Source organism: Streptomyces sp. NBC_01750, from assembly GCF_035918095.1.
Taxonomy (GTDB): domain Bacteria; phylum Actinomycetota; class Actinomycetes; order Streptomycetales; family Streptomycetaceae; genus Streptomyces.
Genome location: NZ_CP109137.1, coordinates 4,172,723 through 4,197,813, shown reverse-complemented (window position 1 = coordinate 4,197,813; position 25,091 = coordinate 4,172,723). Strand labels below are relative to the sequence as shown.

Here is a 25,091-nt window from a genome sequence, read left to right as displayed (position 1 = left end):
TCTTCCTCGGAAACCGGTCAGGATATGGCCAGTTCGGTCTCCGTGAATGTCGGACGGGCCGCTGGCGCAGGCAGGCCCTCGCCACCGCCCGCGAGCAGTTGACGGCCGTCTCACGGCGGCCTTCGGAGGCTGGAGCCGAGCCGTACCGAGGCGCGGGTGCAGATGGTGCGGATCGAGCCGGAAGCCCGTAGTGGACGGCGCCGTCACCATCCTGGGCGAGCCGACGGCTGCGTAGCGGCGGGGCTCCTACCGGCCGATGGAGTCGAGCTGCGCTACCGCATCGGCCGGGAGTTCGAGGCTCGCTGCGGCGATGTTCTCGCGAAGGTGGGCCACGGACGAAGTGCCCGGGATGAGGACAGTCGTCGCGGATCGCTGAAGCAGCCAGGCAAGAGCGACCTGCTGCGGCGAGGCTTCGAGGCGGGCGGCGACGCCGGTGAGGGTCTCGGACTGGAGCGGGCTGAAGCCGCCTAGCGGGAAGAACGCGGCGAAGGCGATGTTCTCCGCCTCGCACCGGTCGACGAGGTCGTCGTCCTTCCGTGCGGCGAGGTTGTAGAGGTTCTGCACGGTGACGACGGGCGCGATGGTCTGCGCCTCGGTCAGTTGCGCCGAGGAGATGCCGCTGAGCCCGAGATGACGGATGAGCCCTTGGTGCTGGAGCACTGCCAGAGCACCGAACTGCTCCGCGATGGACTCATCGGAGCCGCCCTCGAAGGAGCCGAGGCGGAGGTTGACGACGTCGAGAGCGTCGAGGCCGAGGTGCCGCAGGTTCTCGCGAACCTGGGCTTTGAGATCGTCGGGCTCCAGCGACGGGTTCCAGGAGCCGTCGTCGCCGCGGCGGGCGCCGACCTTGGTGACGATGCGGAGGTCCGCGGGGTAGGGGTGCAGGGCTTCTTTGATGATCTCGTTCACGACGACGGGGCCGTAGTAGTCGCTGGTGTCGATGTGGGTGACGCCGAGGTCGACCGCCTCGCGGAGCACCGCGACGGCCTGGTCACGGTCCTTGGGCGGACCGAGGACGCCGGGGCCGGCCAGCTGCATGGCGCCGTAGCCCATGCGGCTGATGGTGAGGTCGTCCGCGAGCGTGAGGGCGCCGCCGGGGGCAGAGCTGGTCATTTTCTCCCTTTCGTCACTGATCGGGCGCGTGACGTTGTCCCGGTCTGCCCGATGGGTAGTCGCAATGTTGCGTGGAACACTATTGCAAGCATGTGCTTGCAATAGTTAGCACCGACAGTGCAGTATCGGGGCATGGCATCACTCAACGTCGGCAATCTCGGTGAGTATCTGCGTGAGCAGCGGCGCACAGCGCAGCTCTCGCTGCGGCAGCTCGCCGACGCCGCCGGGGTGTCCAATCCGTATCTGAGTCAGATCGAGCGCGGCCTGCGCAAGCCGAGTGCGGAAGTTCTGCAGCAGGTTGCCAAGGCGCTGCGGATCTCCGCCGAGACGCTGTACGTGCGGGCCGGGATCCTTGACGAGCGGGAGCGGGAGGAGCTGGAGACGCGTGCCGTCATCCTCGCCGACCCCTCGATCAACGAGCGGCAGAAGCAGGTGCTGCTGCAGATCTACGAGTCCTTCCGCAAGGAGAACGGGTTCGAGAACACCGACTCCACGGACATCATGGACTCCACGGACACCATGGACACCGCCGCTGAAGGCCCCCGCACGGCCGACGGCAGTGATGCCGACCAACCCTCAAACTGATCTGCGATCCGGGAGGACCACAGTCATGGCCATCACCGATGACCTGCGTAAGACCCTCACCGACCCGACTCCCCTCTACTTCGCGGCCGGAACCGCCGACCTCGCCGTCCAGCAGGCGAAGAAGGTTCCCGCGCTGATCGAGCAGCTCAAGGCCGAGGCCCCGAGCCGTATCGATGCCGTGCGCAACGCCGACCCCAAGGCCGTTCAGGAGAAGGTGACCAGCCAGGCCAAGGAGGCCCAGGCCACCGTGCAGGCCAAGGTCACCGAGGTGCTCGAGAGCCTGGACACCGATCTGAAGAAGTTCGGCGAGACCGCTCAGGACCTGGCGCTGCGTGGTGTCGGTGTGGCTGCCGAGTACGCGGTCAAGGCCCGTGAGACGTACGAGAAGGTCGCCGAGCAGGGCGAGCAGGTCGTGAAGTCGTGGCGCGGCGAGGCGGCCGAGGAGATCGCCGAGATCGCCGTCGCCGTCGAGCCGAACGCCGACAAGCCCGCGGCCCAGGCCACCGGGAAGACCGAGGTGAAGGCCGAGGCCAAGAAGCCCGCTCCGGCGGCCGCCCGCAAGGTCCCGGCGCGCAAGACGACGGCGACGAAGAAGCCCTCGCCGCAGTCCGCCAAGTAACACCTGGTAAGGCGTACGAGAGGACGGGCCGGGCACCATTGGGGTGTCCGGCTCGTTCTCCCGGTACCTCGCTCCCGGTACCTCGCTCCCGGTACCTTGGCCGCGAGGCGCTACAAATCACTGATGAGGCGGTGCTCAGCATGTTGCGTGCGGGATTCGACTTCGGGCTCTGGCTCGTGCTCGACCTTGTCTTCCTCGGCACGTCGGTGACCGCGCTGATCATGGCGGCCATGGCCCGCGACGACGCCTACCGCGCCGCCGACAAGCAGAAGAAGTCCTTCTGGCTGATCATCCTCGGCATCACGGTCGCGGTGAACCTCTTCGTCTCCGTGCTGTTCCTGTCGATCGCCGGACTGATCGCTTCCATCGTCTTCTTCGTGGACGTGCGGCCCGCCCTCAAGCAGGTCTCCGGCAGGGGTGGCCGCCGCGGTGGCGGCTCCAGCAGCGACGGCCCGTACGGGCCGTACAACGGCGGACGGTAGACCCCGGTAGCCCGCCGGCCCGCCCGCGGGCTACCTGCGGGCCCCGTGCCTGCTCAGCAGCAGCACCGCCACATCGTCGGTCAGCTCCCCGCCGTTCAGATCGCGCACCTCCGAGACCGCCGCCTCGAGCAGCGACTCGCCCTCAAGGCCCGCCGCCAGCTGCCGGTTGATCATCTCGACCATCCCGTCCTGGCCCAGTCGCTGCTTCGCGTCCGGTCCCCGGCGGCCCTCGATCAGCCCGTCCGTGTACATCATCAGGCTCCACGCGGCGCCCAGCTCCACCTGGCGGCGCGGCCAGCGGGCGCGCGGCAGCAGGCCGAGCGCCGGGCCGTTGTCGTCGTACGGAAGCAGCTGCGCCGGCCGCCCGTGCCGGGCGATCAGCGGCGCCGGGTGGCCCGCCAGGCAGAGTCCGGCCCGCCGGCCGTCCGGCGCGATGTCGACCGTGCAGAGCGTCGCGAAGATCTCCTCGCTCTCCCGCTCGTGCTCCAGCACCTGCTGCAGCGTGGAGAGCAGCTCGTCCCCGCACAGGCCCGCGAAGGTCAGCGCCCGCCAGGCGATGCGCAGCTCGACGCCGAGCGCCGCCTCGTCCGGGCCGTGGCCGCAGACGTCACCGATCATCGCGTGGACCGTGCCGTCCGCGGTGCGGACCGTGTCGTAGAAGTCTCCACCGAGCAGCGCCCGCGAGCGTCCGGGCCGGTAGCGCGCGGCGAACCGCAGATCCGAGCCCTGGAGCAGGGGAGTGGGCAGCAGACCGCGCTCCAGCCGGGCGTTCTCCTGGGCGCGGAGCCTCGACTCGGCCAGCTTCACTTGGGCCGTGTCGGCGCGTTTGCGCTCGACGGCGTACCGGATGGCACGGCTCAGCAGCCGTCCGTCGAGCTCGTCGCGGAAGAGATGATCCTGTGCCCCCACCCGTACCGCCTCCGCCGCGCGCTCCGCGTCGCCCGAGGTGGTCAGGGCGAGGACGGCGTGGCGCGGCGCGAGGCGCAGGACGTGCTTGAGCGGGGCGAGCTCCTCCTCGCCGGGTCCGGGCAGGGCGAGGTCGACGAGGATGCAGTGGACGTCGTCCGTGAGCAGCCGCTCCGCCTCCGTCAGGTTGCGGGCGGTGCGGATCCGGACCCGGGTGCCGGCAGCGTCGAGCAGCTCGGGGACGGTGAAGGTACCCGCCGGGTCGTCCTCGATCACCAGAAGCGTGAGGTCGCCGCCGCTGGAGCTGCCGGCGGCGCAGGCGCTCCCACGGTCGGTCTCCGCGACGGGGACACCCCTCTGTCGCGGTACGGGTACGGGCATCGTTCCTGGTTTCCTTCCCTCCCCCCGAGGGCGCGGTGCAGCGACGATCGACGCCTCACCAGACCGGGACCATAGCGGTACCGGGTGTCGGAGCGGAATGGTGAAGTGTGAAGAGCCACTGTCATATGCCGCGCATGGGGAGGTACTTGCTCAAGAGGCCATGACGAACATCACGCGTTCGTCACCCCTCTGACGCATTTCTTCACGCGTCACTCATCCGAGTTACTCATGTGTGTCACTTGTCCGGGCGTACAACTCCGAGGATCACCATCGAACCAGCGCCCGTAATCGTCACATTCCTCCCGGGTCGCGGCGCATGTACGATCGCTCCGTCACCGATGTACATCCCCACATGGCTCGCGTCCGCGTGGTAGATGATCAGGTCGCCGGGCCGCAAGTCCTTGATCTCGATCCGCGGCAGCAGCCGCCACTGCTCCTGCGAGGTGCGCGGGATGCCCTTCCCCGCCGCCGACCACGCCTGTGACGTCAGCCCCGAGCAGTCGTACGACCCCGGGCCCTCCGCTCCCCACACATACGGCTTGCCGATCTGCGCCGTCGCGAACTGGACCGCCTTCTTGCCCTGCGGGCTCGCGCTGCGGCTGATCTCCTTCAGTACGCCCGAACTCAGCCAGGCCGTCTGTGCCTTGTACTCGGCGTTCCGCTCCAACTGGAGGAGCCGCTCCCGCTGCTCCTTCTCCAGCTTGTCCTCTATCTTCTTGGCCGCGGCGATCTGGGAGTTGATCTCCTTCTTGGCCTTGGCCTGCTTGACGCGGTTGGCCTCGAGCTTCCGCCACTGGGCGCTCGCGTCCTTGGTGTACGCCGCCAAGTCGGCCTGTGTCCTGGTCAGTTCGCCGAGGAGGTCCCTGGTGGCCTTCTGGCCCTGCTGGATCCGGCCCGCCCCGTCCAGGAACAGCTGCGGATCGTCGGTGAGCACCAGCCGCGCCTCGGGCGGCAGTCCGCCGTCGCGGTACTGGGCGCGGGCGGCGGCGCCCGCGCGGTTCTTGAGGTCGTCGATCCGGGCCTGTCCCTTGACGATCTCCCGCGCGAGTTTGACGATCTCGGCCGACTGCTTGTCGGCCTGCTCCTCGGCGAGGTTGTACGCGTCGGTCGCGGACGCGGCCTTGCGGTAGAGGGCTTCGATCTCCTGGCGCACTTCCTCCAGCGACTTCTTGGGTGCGTCCTCGGCGGCGCCCGCCCTGCTTGGCGGCGGCGGCTCGGGGGCCGCGAAAGCCTGGCCGGTTGACGCCAGCACGGTCAGTGCGCAGACCAGAGTGATCGCGGCAGTGGCACAGCGACGTCGGTTCACGACTCCCCCTTCAGACTCCGGGCGAACGTCAGTACACCTGAATATGATTTACCGTCAGTAACTTACGGGCGACGTCGCGATGGTGCCACGACGTCCGCAAAAGCGACAGGGACGACGGGTGCCGATCTGCCGACTGGTGGATCAATCCCACTCGTCAGGGACGAACAACGGGCCCTCCGCGTTCCCTCGTTCGCGCCTGTTCATACGGAATTGGGGGCGAGTGCCGCCCAGTTCACCGTGACTTCCCCTTGCCGCCACCGTCGCGGGCCGTCCGCCAGCGGCCAGTCGACCGCCATGTCCCGTACGGCTCTGATCCAGCGCTGCCGGGCGCCCAGCGAGGCGTACGGAGCGGCCGCCGCCCACGCCCGGTCGAAGTCCCGCAGGAAGGCGTGCACCGGCTCGCCCGGCACATTGCGGTGGATCAACGCCTTCGGCAGCCGTTCCGCCAGATCGGACGGACGCTGCAGGGAGCCGAGCCGGGTCGCGAAGGTGAGCGTGCGCGGGCCTTCCGGGCCGAGCGCGACCCAGACGTGCCGCCGCCCGATCTCGTCGCAGGTGCCCTCGACCAGCAGCCCGTCGGGCGCGAGGCGCGCGCGGAGCCGCGCCCAGACCGCGGCGACCTCGCCCTCGTCGTACTGGCGCAGCACATTCGCCGCCCGGATGAGCGCGGGCCGCCGCTCCAGCGGGACCTCGAAGCCGCCGTGCCGGAAGCTGAGTCCCTCGCGTTCGTACGGCTTCGCAGCGGCCACCCGTGCCGGGTCGATCTCGATCCCGACGACCTGGCAGCGGGGCTCGGCCTTGCGCAGCCGCTGCATCAGCTCCAGCGCGGTCCAGGGGGCGGCGCCGTACCCGAGATCGACGGCGACGGGCGCGTCGCCGCGGCGCAGCGCCGGTCCGTGCGTCGCGGCGATCCAGCGGTCCATACGCCGCAGCCGGTTGGGGTTGGTCGTCCCGCGGGTCGCGGTGCCGACGGGACGAGTCATGAAAGTGAGGGTATGCGGTCGTGACACGGCTTCCGGACGGTAATGATTTGGCAAAGCGAAGGGGGGCTGGAAATGGAAGACGGGAGTCCGCTGTTGTGAGGCTTTGGTGGCTGCTAACGCCCCGCAGCCTGCCGTGCCCGCAGCGAGGAGGAACGCCGACGTGAGCCAGTACGTCTCCCGCCTCGGCGGCAGCCTGGTGGCACCGCGGATCCGGTTCCCCGGCGGTCATCGCAAGCCGCGCAGGGTCGCCATGCTCAGCGTCCACACGTCCCCGCTGCACCAGCCGGGGACGGGCGACGCCGGCGGCATGAATGTGTACATCGTCGAACTCGCCAAACGGCTCGCCGCCATCAATATCGAGGTCGAGATCTTCACCCGGGCGACCGCGGGCGGGCTGCCTCCGGTCGTGGAACTGGCTCCCGGCGTGCTCGTACGGCATGTCGACGCAGGGCCCTACGAGGGCCTCGCCAAGGAAGACCTCCCGGCCCAGCTGTGTGCCTTCACGCACGGCGTGATGCAGGCCTGGGCCGGCCACCGCCCGGGCCACTACGACCTCGTCCACTCCCACTACTGGCTCTCCGGCCATGTCGGATGGCTCGCCGCCGAGCGGTGGGGCGTCCCGCTCGTCCACGCCATGCACACCATGGCCAAGGTCAAGAACGCCGCGCTCGCCGATGGCGACACCCCCGAGCCGCCGTCCCGAGTCATCGGGGAGACCCAGATAGTGCGCGCCGCGGACCGGCTGATCGCCAACACCGCGGAGGAGGCCGACGAACTCGTCCGCTTCTACGACGCCGATCCGGCGAAGGTCGCCGTCGTCCACCCCGGCGTGAACCTGGAACGCTTCCGGCCCGCGGACGGCCGCGCCGCCGCCCGGGCCCGCCTCGGGCTGCCGCAGCACGCGTTCATCCCGCTCTTCGCGGGCCGCATCCAGCCGCTGAAGGCCCCCGACATCCTGCTCCGCGCCGTGGCGCTGCTGCTCGACCGCGACCCCTCCCTGCGTTCCCGGCTCTTCGTGCCGATAGTCGGCGGCCCGAGCGGCAGCGGCCTCGCCAAGCCCGAAGGCCTGCAGAAACTGGTCGCCCGCCTCGGCATCGCGGATGTCGTCCACTTCCAGCCGCCCGTCGGCCAGGACCTCCTCGCGGACTGGTTCCGGGCCGCGTCCACGCTGGTCATGCCCTCGTACAGCGAATCCTTCGGCCTGGTCGCGATCGAGGCCCAGGCGACCGGGACGCCCGTGGTTGCGGCGGAGGTCGGCGGCCTCCCGGTGGCAGTCCGCGACGAGCTGACCGGCCTCCTGGTCCCGGGCCACGACCCACAGGACTACGCGGCCGCGCTGCACCGTCTGCTGGTCGATCCGGCCCTGTCCGCCCGGATGGGCGCGACGGCGGCCCGCCACGCGGAGTCCTTCGGCTGGGACACGGCGGCGTCGGCGACGGCGGATGTCTACACGGCGGCGATGTACGAACACCGCCGCCGGGTACGCTCGCACCATGGCTGACGTACGGCAGGCTGCCCAGGTCATCGAGCAGACGCTCAAGGACGCGGAACTCGAGTGGGAGAGCCCGGAGCCCGGCTCGTACGTGGTGAAACTCCCTGGCACGCGCAAGCTGTCGACGACGTGCTCGCTGCTCGTCGGCAAGCACTCGCTGTCGATCAACGCGTTTGTGGTCCGACACCCGGACGAGAACGACGCGGTGGTCCACCGCTGGCTGCTGGAGCGCAATCTGCGCCTGTACGGCGTGAGTTACGCGATCGACCGCCTCGGCGACATCTACCTGGTGGGCAGGCTCCCGCTCTCCGTGGTCACCCCGGAGGAACTGGACCGCCTCCTGGGCTCGGTCCTGGAGGCGGCGGACGGCGCTTTCAACACGCTGCTGGAGATGGGGTTCGCGAGCGCGATCCGCAAGGAGTACGCGTGGCGGGTGTCGCGGGGAGAGTCGACCCGGAATTTGGATGCGTTCACCAACCTGACCAAGTAGGGAGTTGCCCGGTCATGTGGTGAGGGTGGGCCCGGGAGCTTTGGTGGTTGCTGTCCGTGGGCGGTTTCCACCGGCGAATCCTGGGGGATCGGCGGCAGACTCCGGGAGTCCGCGCCCGGCAGGACTCCGCACCTCGGCCCCGGCGCAAGACCCCGCACGACCCCTTCCCGCGGGCCGCGGGCTCATGGCATGCTCACCGCAGACGCTCATATGAACGTCGTTCATATACGTGGAAGGGGTGGGCTCATGGAGACCGGTCGACGCGCCATCAGCAGACGGAGTCTGCTCGGCAGTGCCACAGCCGTCGCGACCGCCTGCGTCGTCGGCACGCGCACCGCCGTCGCCGCCACCGCGCCCCCCGCCCCCTCTCCCCTCTGGGCCGAGTTCCGCCGGAACCCCTACAGCCACCCGCAGATCCCCTTCGTAGGCCGGGCAGGTCAACGAGCCGGAGCCCACCGCTTTCCCCGACGCCCCGTCGTTGCCAACGTCCTTGCCTACGGCGCCGAACCGGACGGCTCCGCCGACTCCGCCCCCGCGATCAACCGTGCCGTTGCCGCCGTGGGCGAACGCGGCGGCGGCACGGTCCTCATCCCCGCCGGCACCTACCGCATCGACGACCTGATCCGCATCGGCCACGGCAACGTCGTACTCAAGGGCGCCGGCAGCACCCGCACCAAGCTCTACGCCACCAAGAACCTCACCGAACTCATCGGCGTGTACGGCAGCCGCTACGGCGGCGACAAGTCGTCCTGGTCCTGGGCCGGTGGTCTCATCTGGCTCTGCCCGAAGGGCCGTTGGGACAGCCTCACCACCGCCATCAAGGCCAAGGCGTGGCCCTTCGAAGGCTGGACCGGCAATAAGCGCGACGAGTGGCGCACCCTCGCCACCGTCAGGCCCGCCAGGCGCGGCGACCGGTCCGTCACCGTCCCCGACGCCTCCCGTCTCCGCCGCGGACAGCTCGTCCTGCTCCGCCTCGCGGACGACGCCGGCCACACCCTCCTGGAGCACATGGCCGGCGGCGGCGCGGGTCCCGAGGAGTACGTCTGGGACGACAAGACCAAGCTGACCAGTTACGTCCCCTACGAATGGCCCGTACGCCTCACGGCCGTCAAACGGAACAAGGTCACCTTCGAACGGCCGCTGCCTCTCGACGTACGCCCCGAATGGGACCCGAGGATCACCACTCTCGTCACTCCGCTCACCGGCTCCGGTGTTGAAGGGCTCACCCTCGAAGCCATGGAGACCCCGCAGTCCCAGCACCTCCTCGACAAGGGCTACAACGGCGTCACTTTCCAGTGCGCGTACGACTGCTGGGCCGACGACATCACCGTCCGCCATGTCGACAACGGCTTCGGCCTGGTAGCCGCCTCCGCCTGCACCCTGCGCCGCACCCGCGTCGAGGGCCGCGGCTCCCACCACCCGTACTTCTGCCGCGAGGGCTCGCACGACAACCTCATCGAGGACTTCGCCATCGCGCGGCGCACCGTCCCGGCCCCCGCCAACACCCAGCTCCATGGCATCAATGTGGAGGGCCTGTCCAGCTACAACGTCTGGTCGCGCGGGAACATGGAGACGGGCACCTTCGACACGCACCGCGGTATGCCGTTCGCCAACGTCCGCACCGAGATCACGGTGGACAACAACGGCCGCCACGGCGGCGACGCGAGCGCGGGACCGCTGTACGGAGCCCGGTTCACCCACTGGAACGTCACCGTCACCAACGAGCGCGCGGGCCTGATCAGGATCGACCAGATCGCCCCGTACAGCGCGACCGTCGCCATCAGCATGGTCCGTGAGTTCGACCAGATCGACGTACCGGACTTCAGCGGGCCCCTCGGCTCGCGCATCGAGGCGTACGGACAGCCGGGCGGGGTGTGTCCGGGCAATCTGTACGAGGCCCAGCGGGCGCTCCTCACCTGACCTCCCGCGCCTGACCTCCCGCGCCTGATCTCCCGCGCCTGATCTCCCGCGTCTGGTCGCCCGCGTCTGACCGCTGCTCAGCCGGACATGCGCGACGCACCCGCGCGGCCGAAGATCGCTGCATGAGCGACAACAGGGACCTCTCCGGTCCCGGTTCGCCCGCCGCCGTCACCAGGGGCGCGCCGAACCAGACGCCGGCTCTCGCGGCGATCCGTCACCGGCAATCCGGACGCCCAGGAACCCAGCGGCTCCTACGGGACGGACGCAGGCGGGCTGGCCACTCCGGCGGCGGGCACGGGCCCGGCGACATCCGCCGGGCCGTCCTCGATCCGCCGGGCCGGCGCGATCCGCTCGGCCGGCGCGTCTGCGCCCGCCGCGCCCGTCGCACTCTCCGCGGGCAGGTTCCGCATCAGCAGCCAGTACCCGAGCCCCGCCACCGTCCCCAGCACCGCGCACATCCCCCACAGCCAGTCCGCCCCGTACCGGTCGATGACGAAACCGGACATCAGCGGGGCGATGAGCGCCGCCACCGACCAGGACAGCGTGTGCATCCCCTGGTAGCGGCCACGTCCGTGCAGCGGCGAGAGCCGCACGACAAGCCCGGTCTGGGTCGGCGCGTTGATGATCTCGGCCAGCGTCCACACGCAGACGGTCAGCGCGTACACGGCGATCGACCCGGCGAAAGCGGTGAGTCCGAAGCCGTACCCCGCGAGCACCGCGGAAATGATCAGCAGCCGACGCGGATCGCGGTGCTCGATGAAGCGGGTGACCGGGATCTGCAGGGCCACGATCAGTACGCCGTTGACCGCGATCGCCATGCCGAAGTCGGAGCTGCTGAAGCCGTCCGCGCCCATCGCCAGCGGCAGTGCCACATGCCCCTGCATAAAGATCAGCGCGATCAGGAACGACAGCCCGACGACGCTCATGAACCGCCCGTCGCGCAGCACGGTCCCCATGCTCACGTCAGGCTCGGCGGGCTCGTCCGCGGTGGCCTTCGCCCGTTGTGGCCGTGACTCCGGCAGCTTGACGAAGACGACGACCGCGCAGATCAGTGTCATCACGGCCTCGCCGAGGAAGCCGGCGAGATAGCTGTACTCGGCGATGAAGCCCGCGCCCGCGGAGGAGACGGCGAATCCGAGGTTGATCGCCCAGTAGTTCAGCGAGAAGGCCCGCACCCGGTCCTCGGGACGGACGATGTCGGCCATCATCGCCTGCACGGCGGGCCGGGACGCGTTGGACGCCATACCCACCAGGAAGGCGACGGCCGCGATGGCCACCGGGTGCTGCACAAAGCCGAGCAGCGCCACGGACGCGGCGGTCGAGCTCTGTGCGATCAGCATGGTGGGCCGCCGGCCGAGCCGGTCGGCCATCACACCCGCGCCGAGCGAGGAGACGACACCGCCGAGGCCGTGCAGGGAGGCGACAAGTCCCGCGTACGAGGGTGAGTAGCCCCGTTCCAGGGTCAGGTACAGCGCCATGAACGTCGCGACGAAGGCCCCGAGCCGGTTGACCAGAGTGCTAGTCCACAGCCACCAGAACTCGCGGGGCAGCCCCGAGACGCTCTCGCTCGCGGCACGTCTCAGACCGGCGACGGACATGCGGATTCCCCCCGGGTGTAAGTGGCTTGGCAGGCATCCGCACATTACAAGCGCGACGCTCTGCGCCGCCAGTCAATTGACGCCGACCGTCAATCGAGTCCGCTCCGCGGGCAGCGGAGCAGCACGGGGGAGACGTCTATTAGGCTCGGACACATGGCCGACGCACCGTACAAGCTGATCCTCCTCCGCCACGGCGAGAGCGAATGGAACGCGAAGAACCTGTTCACCGGCTGGGTGGACGTCAATCTGACGGAGAAGGGCGAGAAGGAGGCAGTCCGCGGCGGTGAGCTGATCAAGGACGCCGGCCTGCTCCCCGACGTACTCCACACCTCCCTCCAGAAGCGCGCCATCCGCACCGCGCAGCTCGCGCTGGAGTCCGCGGACCGCCACTGGATCCCGGTCCACCGCTCCTGGCGGCTGAACGAGCGTCACTACGGCGCGCTGCAGGGCAAGGACAAGGCGCAGACGCTGGCCGAGTTCGGCGAGGAGCAGTTCATGCTCTGGCGCCGCTCGTACGACACCCCGCCGCCGGCCCTCGAGGACGGCACGGAGTTCTCGCAGAGCGGCGACCCGCGCTACGCCACGATCCCGAGCGAGCTGCGGCCGCGGACCGAGTGCCTCAAGGACGTCGTCGAGCGCATGCTGCCGTACTGGTACGACGGCATCATCCCGGACCTGCTGACCGGCCGTACGGTCCTGGTCGCCGCCCACGGCAACAGCCTGCGCGGCCTGGTCAAGCACCTCGACGGCATCTCCGACGCCGACATCACGGGCCTCAACATCCCGACCGGCATCCCGCTCTACTACGAGCTCGACGCCGATTTCCACCCGCTCAAGCCGGGCGGCACCTACCTCGACCCGGACGCAGCCGCGGCCGCGATCGAGGCGGTCAAGAATCAGGGCAAGAAGAAGTAGGAATGGCGATCATGCCCCTGACCTGCACATATGATGCAGATCAGGGGCTGTCGTTTGTTCTGGGCCCACTGTGGGCCCTCAGCGCGCGGACGCTGCGGACGCTGTTTTCCCTCAACTCTCTAGGACGGGCCTAGGACGGCTTTTCAGGTGGGGGCAGGGTGCGGGTGCGCACGGCCGTCTGCCCCCACTGAAAAGCCGTCCGGATGCCCTCACGGCCCGGAGCAGCCAGGCGGCGCTTGCCCGTCGCGGCCGTCTGCTCCTTGGAAGGCCCTCAGGACGGCATTCCAGGCGGGGTGGCATTAGACGTCATCTCATTTGGTTGCCTCCGTAGGCAGTCGGTCGTGGTGGGGATCGTTGAGCGGCTGGTGCCGGACGAGTTGTGGGAGTTGTTCCAGCGGGCGGTGCCTGAGGCACCGTCGCGGCCTCAGGGTGGTGGCCGCCGCCGCACGCAAGCCTGGTCCGCTGGGGAGAGCTCAGGCATCGCTTCTCACCTAGCCTATGTGCGCGAGTAGTTGGGCATCTCTTCACTCCGGGCGAGGTAGGTCCGGAGAAGTTGAGGGGGTGCGACTTGACCACCTACGGGAGGCGGGCTTGAGGCACATCGAGGCCTTGGTGCACGACCGGCTGCGCGACATCGACATCGCAGCCTGGCAGGACGTCCCAGCCGAGCAGTTCGCGGACCGGCCGGAACTGATCGCGAGGTACCTGGAGGACGCGCCTCATGAGGCCGCGGCGAGGGCCCTGAAGTACGCCAGGAGCGCGGGGTCGCTGTCCTACGACGACATCGGCTTCCGTTCGCTGAGCGTGACGCCGTTCCAGGGACAGGTACCGTTCAAGAGTTTCGCCCAGGCGCGGGCGGACGCCCAGCGGCAGCAGCGGTGGCGCACGCCCGAGCTGCTCGAGACGCTGTTGGAGCAGCAGCCGAAACTGAGACACCGCCCGTTGAGCGTGCCGGACGGGCGGTGGGCCCACGAGACCAGCGAGAACCTGTTCAACATGGTGCAGAAGGCCGAGCACGGCGAGCCGGAGGACGGCATCGTGTGGTCGTTTCCGTTGAGCGCACCGCCGAGGATGTTCCTGGACGGCGCGCAGGACCGTGAGCTGCCCCAGCTGCTGAGCCAGTACGCGCGGTACGACCTCGCCGACGGCCGGCGACCGAACTGGCTACCACTGCCCGCCCTGATCGGCGCCGGCCATTTCGTGCGGTGCCAGCAGTGGCGGGCGTCACTGGTCTCGGAAACCCTGCCCGGCCATTACTACCTCTTCCTCTCGCACCGCTGGCTCACGCCGACCGCACCGGACCCCGACGGCCTCCAGGCCCGGTTGGCGGCCTGGCAGCTGGTCTCGGCCATGTGCGAGGCGGTCTATGTGGCGAGAGAACGCGGCCTGCACACACCGAGGAAGTACAGCCAGATCGTCAGCGGCGCCGTCGGAGCCGCGGGATCCGACCTCGCCGAGTCCCTCCTCGTCAACGTTCTGCGCAAGGCACTGGATCCCTCCGCCCTGGGTGACGTGTACGAAGAGGTACTGCCGCTCCAGGAGGTCACCGCGGACAACGGCGTCCGGATGGCTCGTTCAGACATTGGCCTTGCCCGCCTGCGCGAGCTGGTCGGCGACCGCCCTCTGCTCGGAGGCCTGCTCGCTCGTGTCCACGTCTGGTACGACTACAGCTGCGTCCCTCAACCTCCGCGCACCGCTGAGGAACAGGAGGAGTTCGAGTTCGCGATGGGGCACTTCGGTCTGCTCCAGGCACTGGGCAGGACCGCCGTTCTGCTCGATGACGCGGACGACTATCTGAGCAGGGCGTGGTGCACGCTCGAAGTGCTGACGGCCGACGCGCTGCAGAACTTCGACGTGTTGGTGGGAGCCGACCGCCCGACCGTGGTGAATGGCCGAACGGAACATCACCTGAGCATGCTCCTGGAGGACCGGCCGCATGTCGTGTGGCGTGCGGTGCTGGACACTGAGGTGTTCCGGGTCCAGACACCGGCAGACTGTATGCGGAGACTGGAGCTGGCGGCGACCGACGAGGCCGACCTGCCGGCCATCTACCAGGGGCTGTGTCGGCTGGGCGCCCCGAGGAAGATCCACATCGACGGCAGCGAGGTGGTCACCGGCACGTTTCCGCTTCCCGTCGTCCAGCACGGGCGCACGATCGTCCTGCCCACCACCACCGAGCGGTTGGTGGGCGAGCCGCAGCCGACGCAGACCACGACGCTGGACTGGGCAAGCGCAACGTCGGTGGACTGGATTCCTGCCGCAGAGCCACTCACGACCGAGTCGCATGTCGTCCTGGAACGGAGGCGGTGGCGCAGCTCCTGCCACGTGGCGGTCGTCGGAGCGTGCGAGGGCGAAGCGGTGCTCCTTGCCAACTGGATCGTGTCCCGCAAGGACGAGCTGAAGCACGCGGTGGGGGTGCCGGTCGGATCACTGACCTGGCTGGCCACTGATGTGGCACCGGTCGGGCACTTCGCGGAGGGAACGCTGCGCACCGCCCACGTGGACGCGCCGTTGTGGGTGCTGGTCGCCAGTGACGTCCGCTTTCTGCAGTGCCAGGTGGTGAGGGGGCTGCTCACCGCGCTCCGTGCGGCGCGGATGCCGTTCGTGACACTGACGATCGACGTACCGGAGGACAATGTCATGCGCTTCGCTCCGACGGACGGCGGAAAGAACGGCGACGCCGATGCCGTAGTCCGGGTGGCGGCACGGCAGGCCCGGTCCGCTGCGTGGCGCGGAGGACTCTTCCGGGACCAACTGCTGGAAGAGTTGCGCTGGGCGACCAGCGGAGCACGCCGGTGAACGGCGACCGGATGACCCTCCGCGACGACGTGTTCGCCGCCGCCGTCCGTGGTGAGGAGCGCCTGCTCGTCGAGCTGTGTCGGACCTACGCCGGTGCCATTGTCGAGCAGTTCGACGAGTGGGCCAGGGTGCCGGAGGAGTGTCGAACGGACCAGCGGCTGGTTGCCCCCTGGGGCCAGGTCTTGGTCACGGTCGCCGAGGTCATGCAGATCCTCGGATATCCGCAGCCGATGGAGAGGCTCGCTCCACAGGGAACGGCCCATCCGCTCAGCAAGTTGAGGTACCTGATGCGCAGGGCTCAGCAGCAACACGAGGACGGTGAGTTCGCCGCCAGCTCAGCGGTACTACATGAGCTGCTGGCCGGGATAGACGGCTGGCAGGGCCCGTCCGTGGACGACCTGCGGGCCAAGGCCTACGGCATGCTCGGCGCCAACTCGGTGCGTCTTGACGCGATTCCGGAAGCCGTTCGGTACACCGAGCGGGCCCTCCAATGCTGCATCGAGACCGGCGACCGGGAAGGCCAGTGGATCTACGCTGAGAACTTCGAAGCCGTGTACGCGGCACAGGAGATCCGGCTCGGTACTCCCCTCGGCCGGCAACTGATGCGATACCGGGAGCGCATCTCGTACGCACAGGACCTCAGCGACACCAGACGGTACGTGGCAAGCAACGACGTGCTGTGTGAGCTGCTCGACGAGTCCGACGGGGCGGAGGCCGACGAGAAGGCCGGCAAGCGCTACCTGGGCAAGATCTACGGCTTGCTCGGCCTGAACCACTTCCGGCTCGACGCCCTTCCTGAGGCCCGGCGTTTCACCGAACGGGCGCTCGCGGAGTGCCGCCTCCGTGAGGACCTCGTGGGCGAGCGCATCTATGCGGCCAACCTGGAAACGATCGGGTGAAAGCAGCCCCCGGGTGGTGCTGCTCAAGCCGCTCGTGAAGTCCCCGCTGATCGAGGTCGGGGAGTACCCCGGCGGCGGAGGTTCACGGGCTGTTTTGTGCCGTGACGTGGCCATGAGCATCGGCAGACCGGCTCCGGCCTCACCGTGTAGTCCCCCGCCCTGGATTGCCGTCCTGAGGCACGTATGGGCTGCGGTGTAGGGGCGGGTGTCAGAGGTGTCGGAGCGCGGTGTCAGGGAGCGTGACACCGCGTGTGCCTAGGGGGTTGGGTGTGAGGACCGCCTGACTGTCAGATGTCAGGACGGAGCCGCCCGTCGGGGCTACTGGCTACCGGCTAGTGCCTAGTGGCGAGGCGAGGGGCCTTCCTCAGGGCCTGATACCGGCTGGGGAGCCCCTCTACTGGCTAGTGGCAAGGTTGCCAGTAGCCAGTAGCCAGTAGCCAGTAGCCAGTAGCCAGTAGCCCGATCCGGGAATCCGGCCGGCGGCCGGACGGGAGACGGCGAGTGGGCGCCCGACGAACGCCCGCCCGGAGGCGTCCTTACTGCTTTTCATCCCCGCGCGGGAGCTCCCGGCGATAGCAGCACGGGGCACCCTCTCAGGGCCGTCTGCGGGCCCTCAGTGCGGCGGCTCTTGCGACCTGAGTGCCCGACCGATGGCCTTCCTGCGCGGTCCCGACTGCTCGGCACCAGGTGGGCGGGCTTGGATGGCTTCGGCGCCGAAACCGCGCGACGATGGTGGGAGAGCGCTTTTGTGCAAGCGGACAACGAAGACGCGCTCCTTCCATGATGTGGATCTTCGCGTGGGGCGGCGTATGCATCTTCCCGCTCATCCGGAGCGGTTCCTGCTCTGAGCCGCCCCACCACCTCAAGGCCGGTACACCGGGCTCCCGACCCCGCGAAACGGGAGGGTCTCGTGAACACACCATCCGATTCCGCGACGACGCACGGGTCGGCCGACCCCAGTGACGTGTTGGCCGATGTGGGCGGCGCATGGACGTGGTTGCTCGGTGTCGCTCTGGTGACCCTGGCGGCAGGGATCATCGTGCTCGTCTGGCCGGACGAGACCTTGCACATTCTGGCGGTCATCATCGGCCTGTACCTGCTCATCTCGGGCGCGTTCCGCTTCGTGACGGCCTTCTCGCGGGACAGCGAGGGCGGCGGCAGGGTGGCAGCGGTGCTGGTGGCGGTGGTGGCCATCCTGGCCGGTGTGCTGTGCCTGCGGCACCCGCTGCAGACCACCGCGGTGCTGTCGCTCGTGGTCGGTGCCTACTGGCTGGTGTCGGGGCTGCTGGCGGCCTTCATCGTCGGCGGCGCACGCGATATGCCGCATCGGGGGTTGACGTTCGCCGTGGCCATCCTCGGGATCGTGGCGGGCATTGTGGTGCTTGCTTTCCCGGTGGAATCCGCTACCGCTCTGGCCAGACTGCTCGGGCTGTGGCTGGTCCTCATGAGCCTGGGCGAGGTCGCTGTGGCGCTCGCGCTCCGATCCGCAGCGAAGCGGCTTGAGCCCGCGCGGCGGCCCACGGTGTAGTTCGGCAATCGCTCGTCACAGGAGGTACCGACCATGAACAAGGTAGAGGCGAAGGCCACGGCGACGCGGATGAAGGGCCAGATCAAAGAGTCCGTTGGGCATGTCACGGGCGACAGGCGCATGCGGGCCGCAGGTCGTGCCCAGAAGGTGAAGGGCAAGATCCAGTTGGCTGTGGAGAGGACGAAGAAGACCCTCAGGCACTGACGGCGCTGCATCCGCCACCCGGAGTTCCAGATCCGCCACCCGGGTTCCAGCCGGTCAGCCCTCCCCGGACAGAAGGAGTAGTGCCGAGTACGCGGAAAGGGCCCCGTCCTTCGTGGACGGGGCCCTTTCCGCGTACGCGCGTGCGTACCGGGGGTCGGCTATCCGCTGCAGCCACCGCACTGGCACGGCCCACCCGACTGGCAGCCGCAGCCGCAGCCCGAGCCGCAGCCGCAGGCACCGAGGACGGGCAGAAACACCACTTCAACAGGCGTTTCCTGCTGAGAGTCGGTCATGGTGGATTCGGCCATGGGTCCCTCCTCATGGGCGTACCTGATGGTCGCCTCTGCCCATTGCATGCCCGCTGCGACGGGCGCATCAACAGCGCGCGGAGGCACACCACGGCCCCTTGTACACGCGGGCGCCCCCGGCCAGGGCACCTCCGCTAGACGCCCTCGACCTGCGTCGGCGGCTGGAGCTCGTCCGCGTGCTCGCCCGTGACCAGGTACACGACCCGCTTCGCCACCGACACCGCGTGGTCCGCGAAGCGCTCGTAGTAGCGGCCGAGCAGCGTCACATCCACCGCCGTCTCGATGCCGTGCTTCCAGCGGTCGTCCATCAAGTGCTGGAAGAGCGTCCGGTGCAGCAGATCCATCTCGTCGTCGTCCGTCTCCAGCTGCAGTGCCAGGTCGACGTCCTTGGTGATGATCACCTCCGCGGCTTTGGCCATCAGCCGCTGCGCCAGCTGCCCCATCTCCAGGATGGTGGCGTGCAGGTCGTGCGGCACCGCCGTGTCGGGGAAGCGGAGCCGGGCCAGCTTGGCCACATGCTGGGCGAGGTCGCCCGAGCGCTCCAGGTCCGCGCTCATCCGCAGCGAGGTCACCACGATCCGCAGATCTGTCGCGACCGGCTGCTGGCGCGCCAGCAGGGCGATGGCCCGTGCCTCCAGGTCGTGCTGCAGATCGTCGACCTTCTGGTCGCCGGCGATCACACTCTCGGCGAGCTTGAGATCGGAGTCGAGCATGGCCGTGGTGGCGCGCCCGATCGCCGACCCGACCAGTCTGGCCATCTCGACCAGGCCCTCGCCGATCGAGTCCAGTTCCTCGTGGTACGCGTCCCGCATGGGTGTGTCCCTCTCTTGATGACCGGGGTCCGGGTGGGCTCGGACCCCCACGCTCCCACGTTCTGTCCGGTACGAGTCCGGCTCCTCCACCCCAAGTGAACCGGCACTATCCCCTTGGTGAACTCTGGGCGACGACTGTTCGAGGTGCCACCCGTTTGGCTGGGAGCATCTCCACGACCACGCATAACCTGGAGGCATGGACGTGAACGCGGCGGTCGCCGCAGCTGCAGCGATCGCCGGGTTGTGCACCGGTGTCATCGCGATGCTGGCGTTCCGCTGGAGCGAACGCGAACAGAAGAGACCCACCCGCACCTCCCTGCACACCGACGCCGTGCTGCCGCCCGGCGTCGACACGGTGCTGTCCGTGCTCCGCTCCTCCGCGGTCGTCCTCGACGAGAGCGACTCCGTCGTCAAGGCCAGCTCCGCGGCGTACGCCCTCGGTCTGGTCCGCGGCGGAAAGCTCGCCGTCGAGCCGATGCTGCACATGGCCCGCGACACCCGCCGCGACGGCGAGATACGCCAGGTCGAACTGGACCTGCCCCGGCGCGGCACCGGCCGCGGCGAGGCCCTCGCCGTCTCCGCCCGGGTGGCTCCCCTCGGCTCCCGCCTCGTCCTGCTCCTGGTCGAGGACCTCACCGAGGCCCGCCGTATCGAAGCGGTACGGCGCGACTTCGTCGCGAACGTCAGCCATGAGCTCAAGACCCCGGTCGGCGCGCTCTCCCTGCTCTCCGAGGCGGTAATGGACGCCTCGGACGACCCCGAGGCGGTCACCCGCTTCGCCGGCCGCATGCAGATCGAGGCGACCCGGCTCACCAACCTCGTACAGGAACTCATCGACCTCTCCCGGGTCCAGAACGACAACCCGCTGGAGGACGCCGAACCCGTACGTGTGGACGAACTGGTCGCCGAGGCCATCGACAGGTCCCGGCAGCCGGCATCCACCAAACAGATCACCATGGCCGCGGGCGGCACCGCCGACCTGCGAATCTGGGGCAACCGCGGCCAGCTCGCCGCCGCACTCGGCAATCTCGTCGAGAACGCGGTCAACTACTCCCCGGCCCGCACCCGCGTCGGCGTATCCGCGCGCCGCGTCGCCGCGCCCGGCGGGGATCTCATCGAGATCGCCGTCACCGACCAGGGCATCGGCATCTCCGAGAAGGACCGCGAGCGGGTCTTCGAACGCTTCTACCGCGTCGACCCCGCCCGCTCCCGGGCCACCGGAGGCACGGGTCTGGGTCTGGCCATCGTCAAGCACGTGGCCGCCTCGCACGGCGGGGAGGTCACGGTGTGGAGCTCCGAGGGACAGGGCTCCACGTTCACCCTGCGGCTGCCCGAAGCGGGTGCCGTACGGGACCGCTCACTCACCGGACCGGATCGCGTCGACGAGGACGACGACCGGCCTTACGACACCGATCCGAATGCCGAAATCCCTGCCCCGGAGGTCCTTCCGTGACCCGAGTGCTTGTCGTCGAGGATGAGGAATCATTCAGCGACGCCCTCTCCTACATGCTCAGAAAAGAGGGCTTCGAGGTCGCCATCGCGACCACGGGGCCCGAGGGGCTCGACGAATTCGAGCGCAATGGCGCCGACCTCGTCCTCCTCGACCTGATGCTGCCCGGCCTGCCGGGCACCGAGGTCTGCCGACAGCTGCGCGGCCGTTCGAACGTCCCGGTGATCATGGTGACCGCCAAGGACAGCGAGATCGACAAGGTCGTCGGCCTGGAGATAGGAGCCGATGACTACGTCACCAAGCCCTTCTCCTCGCGGGAGCTGGTCGCCCGCATCCGCGCGGTCCTGCGCCGCCGCGGTGAACCGGAGGAGGTCACCCCGGCAGCCCTGGAGGCCGGCCCGGTGCGGATGGACGTGGACCGTCACGTCGTCACGGTCTCGGGCGGCAAGGTGGATCTCCCGCTGAAGGAGTTCGACCTGCTGGAGATGCTGCTGCGCAACGCGGGCCGGGTGCTCACCCGTATGCAGCTGATCGACCGCGTGTGGGGTGCGGACTACGTGGGCGACACGAAGACCCTCGACGTCCACGTCAAGCGCCTGCGCGCCAAGATCGAGCCGGACCCCGGTGCGCCGCGGTACCTGGTGACGGTGCGTGGCCTGGGGTACAAGTTCGAGCCGTAAACCGGCAGCGGTACGACGAGGGGCGCCCCGCCGGAATCCTTTCCGGCGGGGCGCCCCTCGTGTTCCTACGGCTGTTACGGCTTCCGGCGTGGCCGTCAGTGACCGGCTTCGCTCGACGCCGAGGAGGAGTCCGACGGCGTGCCGGGCTCGCCGGACCGGCCGTTGCCCGGTGCGCCCGTGGCTCCTCCCGAAGGAGTGCCCGACGGCGTCGACGAGGGGGTTCCGGAGGGCTTCTCCACAGGCGTCTCCGGCGGCTTAGGCAGGGAGCTCGGGCCGAAGCCCGTGAAGTAGCCCTCCGCCGGGACGACAAAGGCCTGCATCTTCACGTCGCCGGTCTCGCTGAAGCGGAAGACGACCTCCTGCACGTTACCGGCCTCGGCGGCCTCGCGGCCGTCCGCGATCACGGCGGACGGATTGCCCGCTCCGCCGATGACGACCGAGCCGTTGGCCGGCACCGTGACCGGGCCGGAGCCCTTGGCCGGGAAGAGCTTCACCTGGGCGCTCGTGCCGGGCAGCGTGATCGCCTCGATGGTCTGCGGCGTGGTGCTGTTGTTGAAGACCGTCGCGGAGACGACCGCGGGGCCCACCGCGTTCACGTCCGGCTGGGTGATCACCGTCGCGTTCTGGATCTTGATGCTGTCGACCGTCGTGGCGGCATTGTCCGGCTTGACGCCGAGGGTCTGCGCGTCGGTGCCCGCTGCGCAGGCGGAGAGCGAGGCGATCGAGAACACGATGGCAGTAGCGGCGAGGGCGCCGCGTCGAAGGCTGCGGCTCACGGCGGCGGCATCTCCTAGGACGTACGGACTGGCTACGGACGGGCGGTGAGCCGGCAGTTGAACCGGCGGTTTGAGCCGACAGTCGAGCCGGCAGCCGAGCCGGCGGTTGAACCGGCTCGAAGATCGGCTAAGGGGGTGTCAGCTCGCGCTTAGGTTACCGAGCCGCCCCACCCGCCCCGCACCCGACCCGCCCCTTCGCCCGACGAGCGGTCGAGGGCCGGTCGGGAAGCGGCCTGAGGGGCATCTCGAGAGGTACCTCGGGAGACGGTCCGGTCGTGCCGTTTCGTACGCCGTTCACATAAGCGCGTTGATCAATTCTCCGGGCCGCCACGGATTGCTTACCGAATACCCCTCGTAGATCAATTCCGGATTCGACGCACATCCGTCCGTACGGGTGACCGGTCACCGAACGGAGTACGGGAAGTTCACCGCTTGGAACCCGGCAAACCGGGACGTTCGTCCTCCGGAGAGGGGGTTCTGTTGCGTGTAACGTGCGCGTTTCTCTCCGCCCGCGCAGCCGCTCCGACCTGCGAATACCCCCCTCCGGAAGGCGTCCGCAGCACGTTCGTGTTGCTGTTGTCAAGCCCCGAGATATGCCCTGACCTGCGAAAACGCCATTCAGTAGAAGCCGTTCTCGTGTTACTCTGGATAGCCACGGAAGGGGTACCTGTCACATGACGTTCAAGGTTGGCGACACCGTGGTCTATCCCCATCACGGGGCCGCGCTGATCGAGGCCATCGAAACTCGCCAGATCAAAGGCGTGGACAAGACCTACTTGGTGCTCAAGGTCGCCCAGGGCGACCTGACAGTTCGCGTGCCGGCGGACAATGCGGAGTTTGTCGGCGTGCGCGATGTGGTCGGTCAGGACGGGCTCGACCGGGTCTTCGAGGTGCTGCGCGCACCATATGCCGAAGAGCCGACGAACTGGTCCCGTCGCTACAAGGCAAATCTCGAGAAGCTCGCCTCCGGCGATGTCATCAAGGTCGCCGAAGTAGTGCGTGACCTGTGGCGTCGTGAGCGCGAGCGTGGGCTTTCCGCAGGTGAGAAGCGGATGCTCGCCAAGGCGCGCCAGATCCTGGTGAGCGAGCTGGCCCTCGCGGAGAACACCAACGAAGACAAGGCCGAGGCTCTGCTCGACGAGGTCCTCGCGTCCTGACGCGTAACACGCGCCACAATGCCGCGGTGCCCGCTGACATGCTGTGAAAACAGTCCTGTCGCCGGGCGCTGCGGCATGTCCGTCGCGCCACGTACACCCCCGCTCAATGCGCCTGCTCACTGCCGCTGTGCTCACACTGTGCCTGTGCTCTCACTGTGGCTGTGCTCACAGCTCGATTGCGCTGAACCAGTGGTGCGCCGTACCACTGGGTGTGCCGGGCCCGGGCGGCCGGCGCAGACCGGTTGTCACGGAAGGGTCCGGTCAGGGCGTCGCGCCCGGCACGCTGTGGCCATACCCATGTCGGCCAAGGAAACAAACCTGCCGGAGTGCAACCGATGTCAGACGAATCGCGCCCGTACCGCACCGCCGCAGTGATCCCGGCGGCCGGCCGGGGCGTACGGCTCGGCCCCGGCGCCCCCAAGGCGCTCCGCGCGCTGAGCGGCACGCCCATGCTGATCCACGCCGTACGCGCCATGGCGGCCTCCCGGGCCGTCTCGCTCGTCGTCGTGGTGGCCCCGCCCGACGGCGCGCCCGAGGTGAAGAACCTCCTCGACGCGCACGCCCTGCCCGAGCGCACCGACTTCCTGGTGGTGGCCGGCGGCGACACCCGGCAGGAATCCGTACGCCTCGGCCTCGAGGCACTTCCGGACAACATCTCCGTCGTCCTCGTCCATGACGCGGCCCGCCCGCTCGTGCCCGTCGACACCGTCGACGCGGTCATCGAGGCGGTACGGGACGGGGCTCCGGCCGTCGTACCGGCACTGCCTCTCGCCGACACCGTCAAAGAGGTCGAGCCGAAGGAGAAGGGCGAACCCGAGCCGGTCGTCGCGACCCCCGAGCGGGCGCGGCTGCGTGCCGTACAGACCCCGCAGGGCTTCGACCGCGACACGCTGGTCCGAGCGCACGAGACGGTCGCCGTCAACGGCGAGGGCGCGACCGACGACGCCGGCATGGTCGAGCAGCTCGGCGTGCCCGTCGTGGTGGTACCTGGCCACGAGGAGGCGTTCAAGGTGACCCGGCCACTCGACCTCGTACTGGCCGAAGCGGTTCTTGCCCGGAGGAGGGCCAACGATGGCTTCTGAGGCGCGGATTCCGCTGGTCGGCATCGGCACGGACGTGCACGCCTTCGAGCCGGGGCGCGAGTTGTGGTGCGCCGGACTCCTGTGGGAGGGCGAGGACGGGCTCGCCGGGCACTCCGACGGCGACGTCGCCGCCCACGCCGCCTGCGACGCGCTCTTCTCGGCCGCCGGCGTCGGCGACCTCGGCGCCCACTTCGGCACCTCGAGGCCCGAGTGGTCCGGCGCCTCCGGAGTCACGCTGCTCGCCGAGGCGGCACGGATCGTACGGGCCGCGGGCTTCGAGATCGGCAATGTCTCCGTCCAGGTCATCGGCGTACGCCCGAAGATCGGCAAGCGGCGCGAGGAGGCCCAGAAGGTACTCGGCGCGGCGGTCGGCGCGCCGGTTTCCCTGTCCGGGACCACAACGGACGGGCTGGGTCTGACGGGCCGGGCCGAAGGGCTGGCCGCCATCGCCACCGCGCTGGTCGTCAGGAACTGACCCACCGGACAGCCGGGATCCGGCGCGCATCGCGCCCACGGCGTATCCGAGTCGTATTCGCGTTGTGTCGTATTCGCGTTGTCCCAGGGCCGTCCCAGGGCCGGACAACGTCACAAACGCGTCCCGCGCAC

Annotated in this window: 23 protein-coding genes; 16 read left to right on the top strand and 7 right to left on the bottom strand. The window is 69.1% G+C overall.

Going from position 1 to position 25,091, the window contains the following annotated elements; all coding sequences use genetic code 11:
- Positions 1 to 246: 246 nt before the first annotated feature.
- On the bottom strand, positions 247 to 1,113 hold the full coding sequence (locus OG966_RS18720; RefSeq protein ID WP_326650843.1) for an oxidoreductase: 867 nt from the start codon (positions 1,111 to 1,113) through the stop codon (positions 247 to 249).
- Between the two features lie 132 nt (positions 1,114 to 1,245).
- On the opposite strand from OG966_RS18720, the gene OG966_RS18715 reads away from it, so the two are divergent.
- The 3 genes from OG966_RS18715 to OG966_RS18705 all read left to right on the top strand — a co-directional run bounded on the left by OG966_RS18715 (position 1,246) and on the right by OG966_RS18705 (position 2,799).
- A complete protein-coding gene (locus OG966_RS18715; protein WP_326650842.1) occupies positions 1,246 to 1,698 on the top strand; it encodes a helix-turn-helix domain-containing protein in 453 nt (150 codons plus the stop codon).
- 25 nt (positions 1,699 to 1,723) lie between these two features.
- Positions 1,724 to 2,317, top strand: a complete 594-nt coding sequence (locus tag OG966_RS18710) for a hypothetical protein (RefSeq protein ID WP_326650841.1) — start codon at positions 1,724 to 1,726, stop codon at positions 2,315 to 2,317.
- Between the two features lie 140 nt (positions 2,318 to 2,457).
- On the top strand, positions 2,458 to 2,799 hold the full coding sequence (locus tag OG966_RS18705; protein ID WP_326650840.1) for a DUF2516 family protein: 342 nt from the start codon (positions 2,458 to 2,460) through the stop codon (positions 2,797 to 2,799).
- A gap of 30 nt (positions 2,800 to 2,829) precedes the next feature.
- Here the strand turns inward: OG966_RS18705 and OG966_RS18700 are convergent, their stop codons facing one another.
- The 3 genes from OG966_RS18700 to OG966_RS18690 all read right to left on the bottom strand — a co-directional run bounded on the left by OG966_RS18700 (position 2,830) and on the right by OG966_RS18690 (position 6,375).
- Positions 2,830 to 4,086: a PP2C family protein-serine/threonine phosphatase gene (locus tag OG966_RS18700; protein WP_326650839.1), complete on the bottom strand. Its 1,257-nt coding sequence runs from the start codon at positions 4,084 to 4,086 to the stop codon at positions 2,830 to 2,832.
- Positions 4,087 to 4,321: 235 nt separating this feature from the next.
- Positions 4,322 to 5,392 carry a C40 family peptidase gene (locus OG966_RS18695; RefSeq protein WP_326650838.1) on the bottom strand — a complete coding sequence of 357 codons (1,071 nt, stop codon included), beginning with the start codon at positions 5,390 to 5,392 and terminating at the stop codon, positions 4,322 to 4,324.
- 200 nt (positions 5,393 to 5,592) lie between these two features.
- Positions 5,593 to 6,375: a class I SAM-dependent methyltransferase gene (locus tag OG966_RS18690; protein WP_326650837.1), complete on the bottom strand. Its 783-nt coding sequence runs from the start codon at positions 6,373 to 6,375 to the stop codon at positions 5,593 to 5,595.
- A 160-nt stretch (positions 6,376 to 6,535) separates the two neighbouring features.
- Here OG966_RS18690 and mshA point away from each other — a divergent pair, with 160 nt between their 5' ends.
- From mshA to OG966_RS18675, 3 genes are all read left to right on the top strand, one after another.
- A complete protein-coding gene (gene mshA, locus OG966_RS18685) occupies positions 6,536 to 7,876 on the top strand; it encodes a D-inositol-3-phosphate glycosyltransferase (RefSeq protein WP_326650836.1) in 1,341 nt (446 codons plus the stop codon).
- The gene (locus OG966_RS18680) at positions 7,869 to 8,357 is read left to right on the top strand and encodes a YbjN domain-containing protein (RefSeq protein ID WP_326650835.1); all 489 of its coding nucleotides are present in this window, start codon (positions 7,869 to 7,871) and stop codon (positions 8,355 to 8,357) included. Before mshA ends, OG966_RS18680 begins: the two co-directional genes overlap by 8 nt.
- A gap of 246 nt (positions 8,358 to 8,603) precedes the next feature.
- Positions 8,604 to 10,277, top strand: a complete 1,674-nt coding sequence (locus tag OG966_RS18675) for a glycosyl hydrolase family 28-related protein (protein ID WP_326650834.1) — start codon at positions 8,604 to 8,606, stop codon at positions 10,275 to 10,277.
- Between the two features lie 251 nt (positions 10,278 to 10,528).
- Here OG966_RS18675 and OG966_RS18670 read toward each other — a convergent pair whose 3' ends face one another.
- Entirely contained in the window at positions 10,529 to 11,875 is a 1,347-nt protein-coding gene (locus OG966_RS18670) for an MDR family MFS transporter (RefSeq protein ID WP_326650833.1), read from the bottom strand.
- 153 nt (positions 11,876 to 12,028) lie between these two features.
- Here OG966_RS18670 and OG966_RS18665 point away from each other — a divergent pair, with 153 nt between their 5' ends.
- The 5 genes from OG966_RS18665 (at position 12,029) to OG966_RS18645 (ending at position 18,220) form a co-directional block, all read left to right on the top strand.
- On the top strand, positions 12,029 to 12,790 hold the full coding sequence (locus OG966_RS18665; protein WP_326650832.1) for a phosphoglyceromutase: 762 nt from the start codon (positions 12,029 to 12,031) through the stop codon (positions 12,788 to 12,790).
- A gap of 591 nt (positions 12,791 to 13,381) precedes the next feature.
- Complete coding sequence (locus OG966_RS18660) at positions 13,382 to 15,589, top strand: hypothetical protein (RefSeq protein WP_326650831.1); 2,208 nt, start codon at positions 13,382 to 13,384, stop codon at positions 15,587 to 15,589.
- Positions 15,586 to 16,488 (top strand): hypothetical protein, encoded by a 903-nt coding sequence (locus OG966_RS18655; protein WP_326650830.1) that lies wholly within the window; start codon positions 15,586 to 15,588, stop codon positions 16,486 to 16,488. The genes OG966_RS18660 and OG966_RS18655 overlap by 4 nt, the downstream gene beginning before the upstream one ends.
- A gap of 910 nt (positions 16,489 to 17,398) precedes the next feature.
- A complete protein-coding gene (locus tag OG966_RS18650) occupies positions 17,399 to 18,016 on the top strand; it encodes an HdeD family acid-resistance protein (protein ID WP_326650829.1) in 618 nt (205 codons plus the stop codon).
- A 33-nt stretch (positions 18,017 to 18,049) separates the two neighbouring features.
- Positions 18,050 to 18,220, top strand: a complete 171-nt coding sequence (locus tag OG966_RS18645; protein WP_326650828.1) for a CsbD family protein — start codon at positions 18,050 to 18,052, stop codon at positions 18,218 to 18,220.
- 442 nt (positions 18,221 to 18,662) lie between these two features.
- Here the strand turns inward: OG966_RS18645 and phoU are convergent, their stop codons facing one another.
- Positions 18,663 to 19,340, bottom strand: coding sequence for a phosphate signaling complex protein PhoU (gene phoU, locus OG966_RS18640; RefSeq protein WP_326650827.1), 678 nt, complete (start codon positions 19,338 to 19,340; stop codon positions 18,663 to 18,665).
- Positions 19,341 to 19,536: 196 nt separating this feature from the next.
- Here phoU and OG966_RS18635 point away from each other — a divergent pair, with 196 nt between their 5' ends.
- Both OG966_RS18635 and OG966_RS18630 read left to right on the top strand, forming a co-directional pair.
- The gene (locus tag OG966_RS18635) at positions 19,537 to 20,793 is read left to right on the top strand and encodes a sensor histidine kinase (protein WP_326650826.1); all 1,257 of its coding nucleotides are present in this window, start codon (positions 19,537 to 19,539) and stop codon (positions 20,791 to 20,793) included.
- Positions 20,790 to 21,470: a response regulator transcription factor gene (locus tag OG966_RS18630; protein ID WP_142217884.1), complete on the top strand. Its 681-nt coding sequence runs from the start codon at positions 20,790 to 20,792 to the stop codon at positions 21,468 to 21,470. Before OG966_RS18635 ends, OG966_RS18630 begins: the two co-directional genes overlap by 4 nt.
- A 95-nt stretch (positions 21,471 to 21,565) precedes the next feature.
- Here the strand turns inward: OG966_RS18630 and OG966_RS18625 are convergent, their stop codons facing one another.
- Positions 21,566 to 22,246 carry a DUF461 domain-containing protein gene (locus OG966_RS18625; protein ID WP_326650825.1) on the bottom strand — a complete coding sequence of 227 codons (681 nt, stop codon included), beginning with the start codon at positions 22,244 to 22,246 and terminating at the stop codon, positions 21,566 to 21,568.
- A gap of 674 nt (positions 22,247 to 22,920) precedes the next feature.
- Here OG966_RS18625 and OG966_RS18620 point away from each other — a divergent pair.
- From OG966_RS18620 to ispF, 3 genes are all read left to right on the top strand, one after another.
- A complete protein-coding gene (locus OG966_RS18620; protein ID WP_003953493.1) occupies positions 22,921 to 23,403 on the top strand; it encodes a CarD family transcriptional regulator in 483 nt (160 codons plus the stop codon).
- A 335-nt stretch (positions 23,404 to 23,738) separates the two neighbouring features.
- Positions 23,739 to 24,485 carry a 2-C-methyl-D-erythritol 4-phosphate cytidylyltransferase gene (gene ispD, locus OG966_RS18615; RefSeq protein WP_326650824.1) on the top strand — a complete coding sequence of 249 codons (747 nt, stop codon included), beginning with the start codon at positions 23,739 to 23,741 and terminating at the stop codon, positions 24,483 to 24,485.
- Positions 24,475 to 24,960 carry a 2-C-methyl-D-erythritol 2,4-cyclodiphosphate synthase gene (ispF, locus tag OG966_RS18610; RefSeq protein ID WP_326650823.1) on the top strand — a complete coding sequence of 162 codons (486 nt, stop codon included), beginning with the start codon at positions 24,475 to 24,477 and terminating at the stop codon, positions 24,958 to 24,960. Before ispD ends, ispF begins: the two co-directional genes overlap by 11 nt.
- Positions 24,961 to 25,091 lie beyond the last annotated feature (131 nt).

Coding starts and splice junctions, on each gene's coding strand:
- OG966_RS18720 (WP_326650843.1), bottom strand. CDS start 1,113: ATGACCAGCTCTGCCCCCGGCGGCGCCCTCACGCTCGCGGACGACCTC.
- OG966_RS18715 (WP_326650842.1), top strand. CDS start 1,246: ATGGCATCACTCAACGTCGGCAATCTCGGTGAGTATCTGCGTGAGCAG.
- OG966_RS18710 (WP_326650841.1), top strand. CDS start 1,724: ATGGCCATCACCGATGACCTGCGTAAGACCCTCACCGACCCGACTCCC.
- OG966_RS18705 (WP_326650840.1), top strand. CDS start 2,458: ATGTTGCGTGCGGGATTCGACTTCGGGCTCTGGCTCGTGCTCGACCTT.
- OG966_RS18700 (WP_326650839.1), bottom strand. CDS start 4,086: ATGCCCGTACCCGTACCGCGACAGAGGGGTGTCCCCGTCGCGGAGACC.
- OG966_RS18690 (WP_326650837.1), bottom strand. CDS start 6,375: ATGACTCGTCCCGTCGGCACCGCGACCCGCGGGACGACCAACCCCAAC.
- OG966_RS18680 (WP_326650835.1), top strand. CDS start 7,869: ATGGCTGACGTACGGCAGGCTGCCCAGGTCATCGAGCAGACGCTCAAG.
- OG966_RS18675 (WP_326650834.1), top strand. CDS start 8,604: ATGGAGACCGGTCGACGCGCCATCAGCAGACGGAGTCTGCTCGGCAGT.
- OG966_RS18670 (WP_326650833.1), bottom strand. CDS start 11,875: ATGTCCGTCGCCGGTCTGAGACGTGCCGCGAGCGAGAGCGTCTCGGGG.
- OG966_RS18665 (WP_326650832.1), top strand. CDS start 12,029: ATGGCCGACGCACCGTACAAGCTGATCCTCCTCCGCCACGGCGAGAGC.
- OG966_RS18645 (WP_326650828.1), top strand. CDS start 18,050: ATGAACAAGGTAGAGGCGAAGGCCACGGCGACGCGGATGAAGGGCCAG.
- phoU (WP_326650827.1), bottom strand. CDS start 19,340: ATGCGGGACGCGTACCACGAGGAACTGGACTCGATCGGCGAGGGCCTG.
- OG966_RS18635 (WP_326650826.1), top strand. CDS start 19,537: ATGGACGTGAACGCGGCGGTCGCCGCAGCTGCAGCGATCGCCGGGTTG.
- OG966_RS18620 (WP_003953493.1), top strand. CDS start 22,921: ATGACGTTCAAGGTTGGCGACACCGTGGTCTATCCCCATCACGGGGCC.
- ispD (WP_326650824.1), top strand. CDS start 23,739: ATGTCAGACGAATCGCGCCCGTACCGCACCGCCGCAGTGATCCCGGCG.
- ispF (WP_326650823.1), top strand. CDS start 24,475: ATGGCTTCTGAGGCGCGGATTCCGCTGGTCGGCATCGGCACGGACGTG.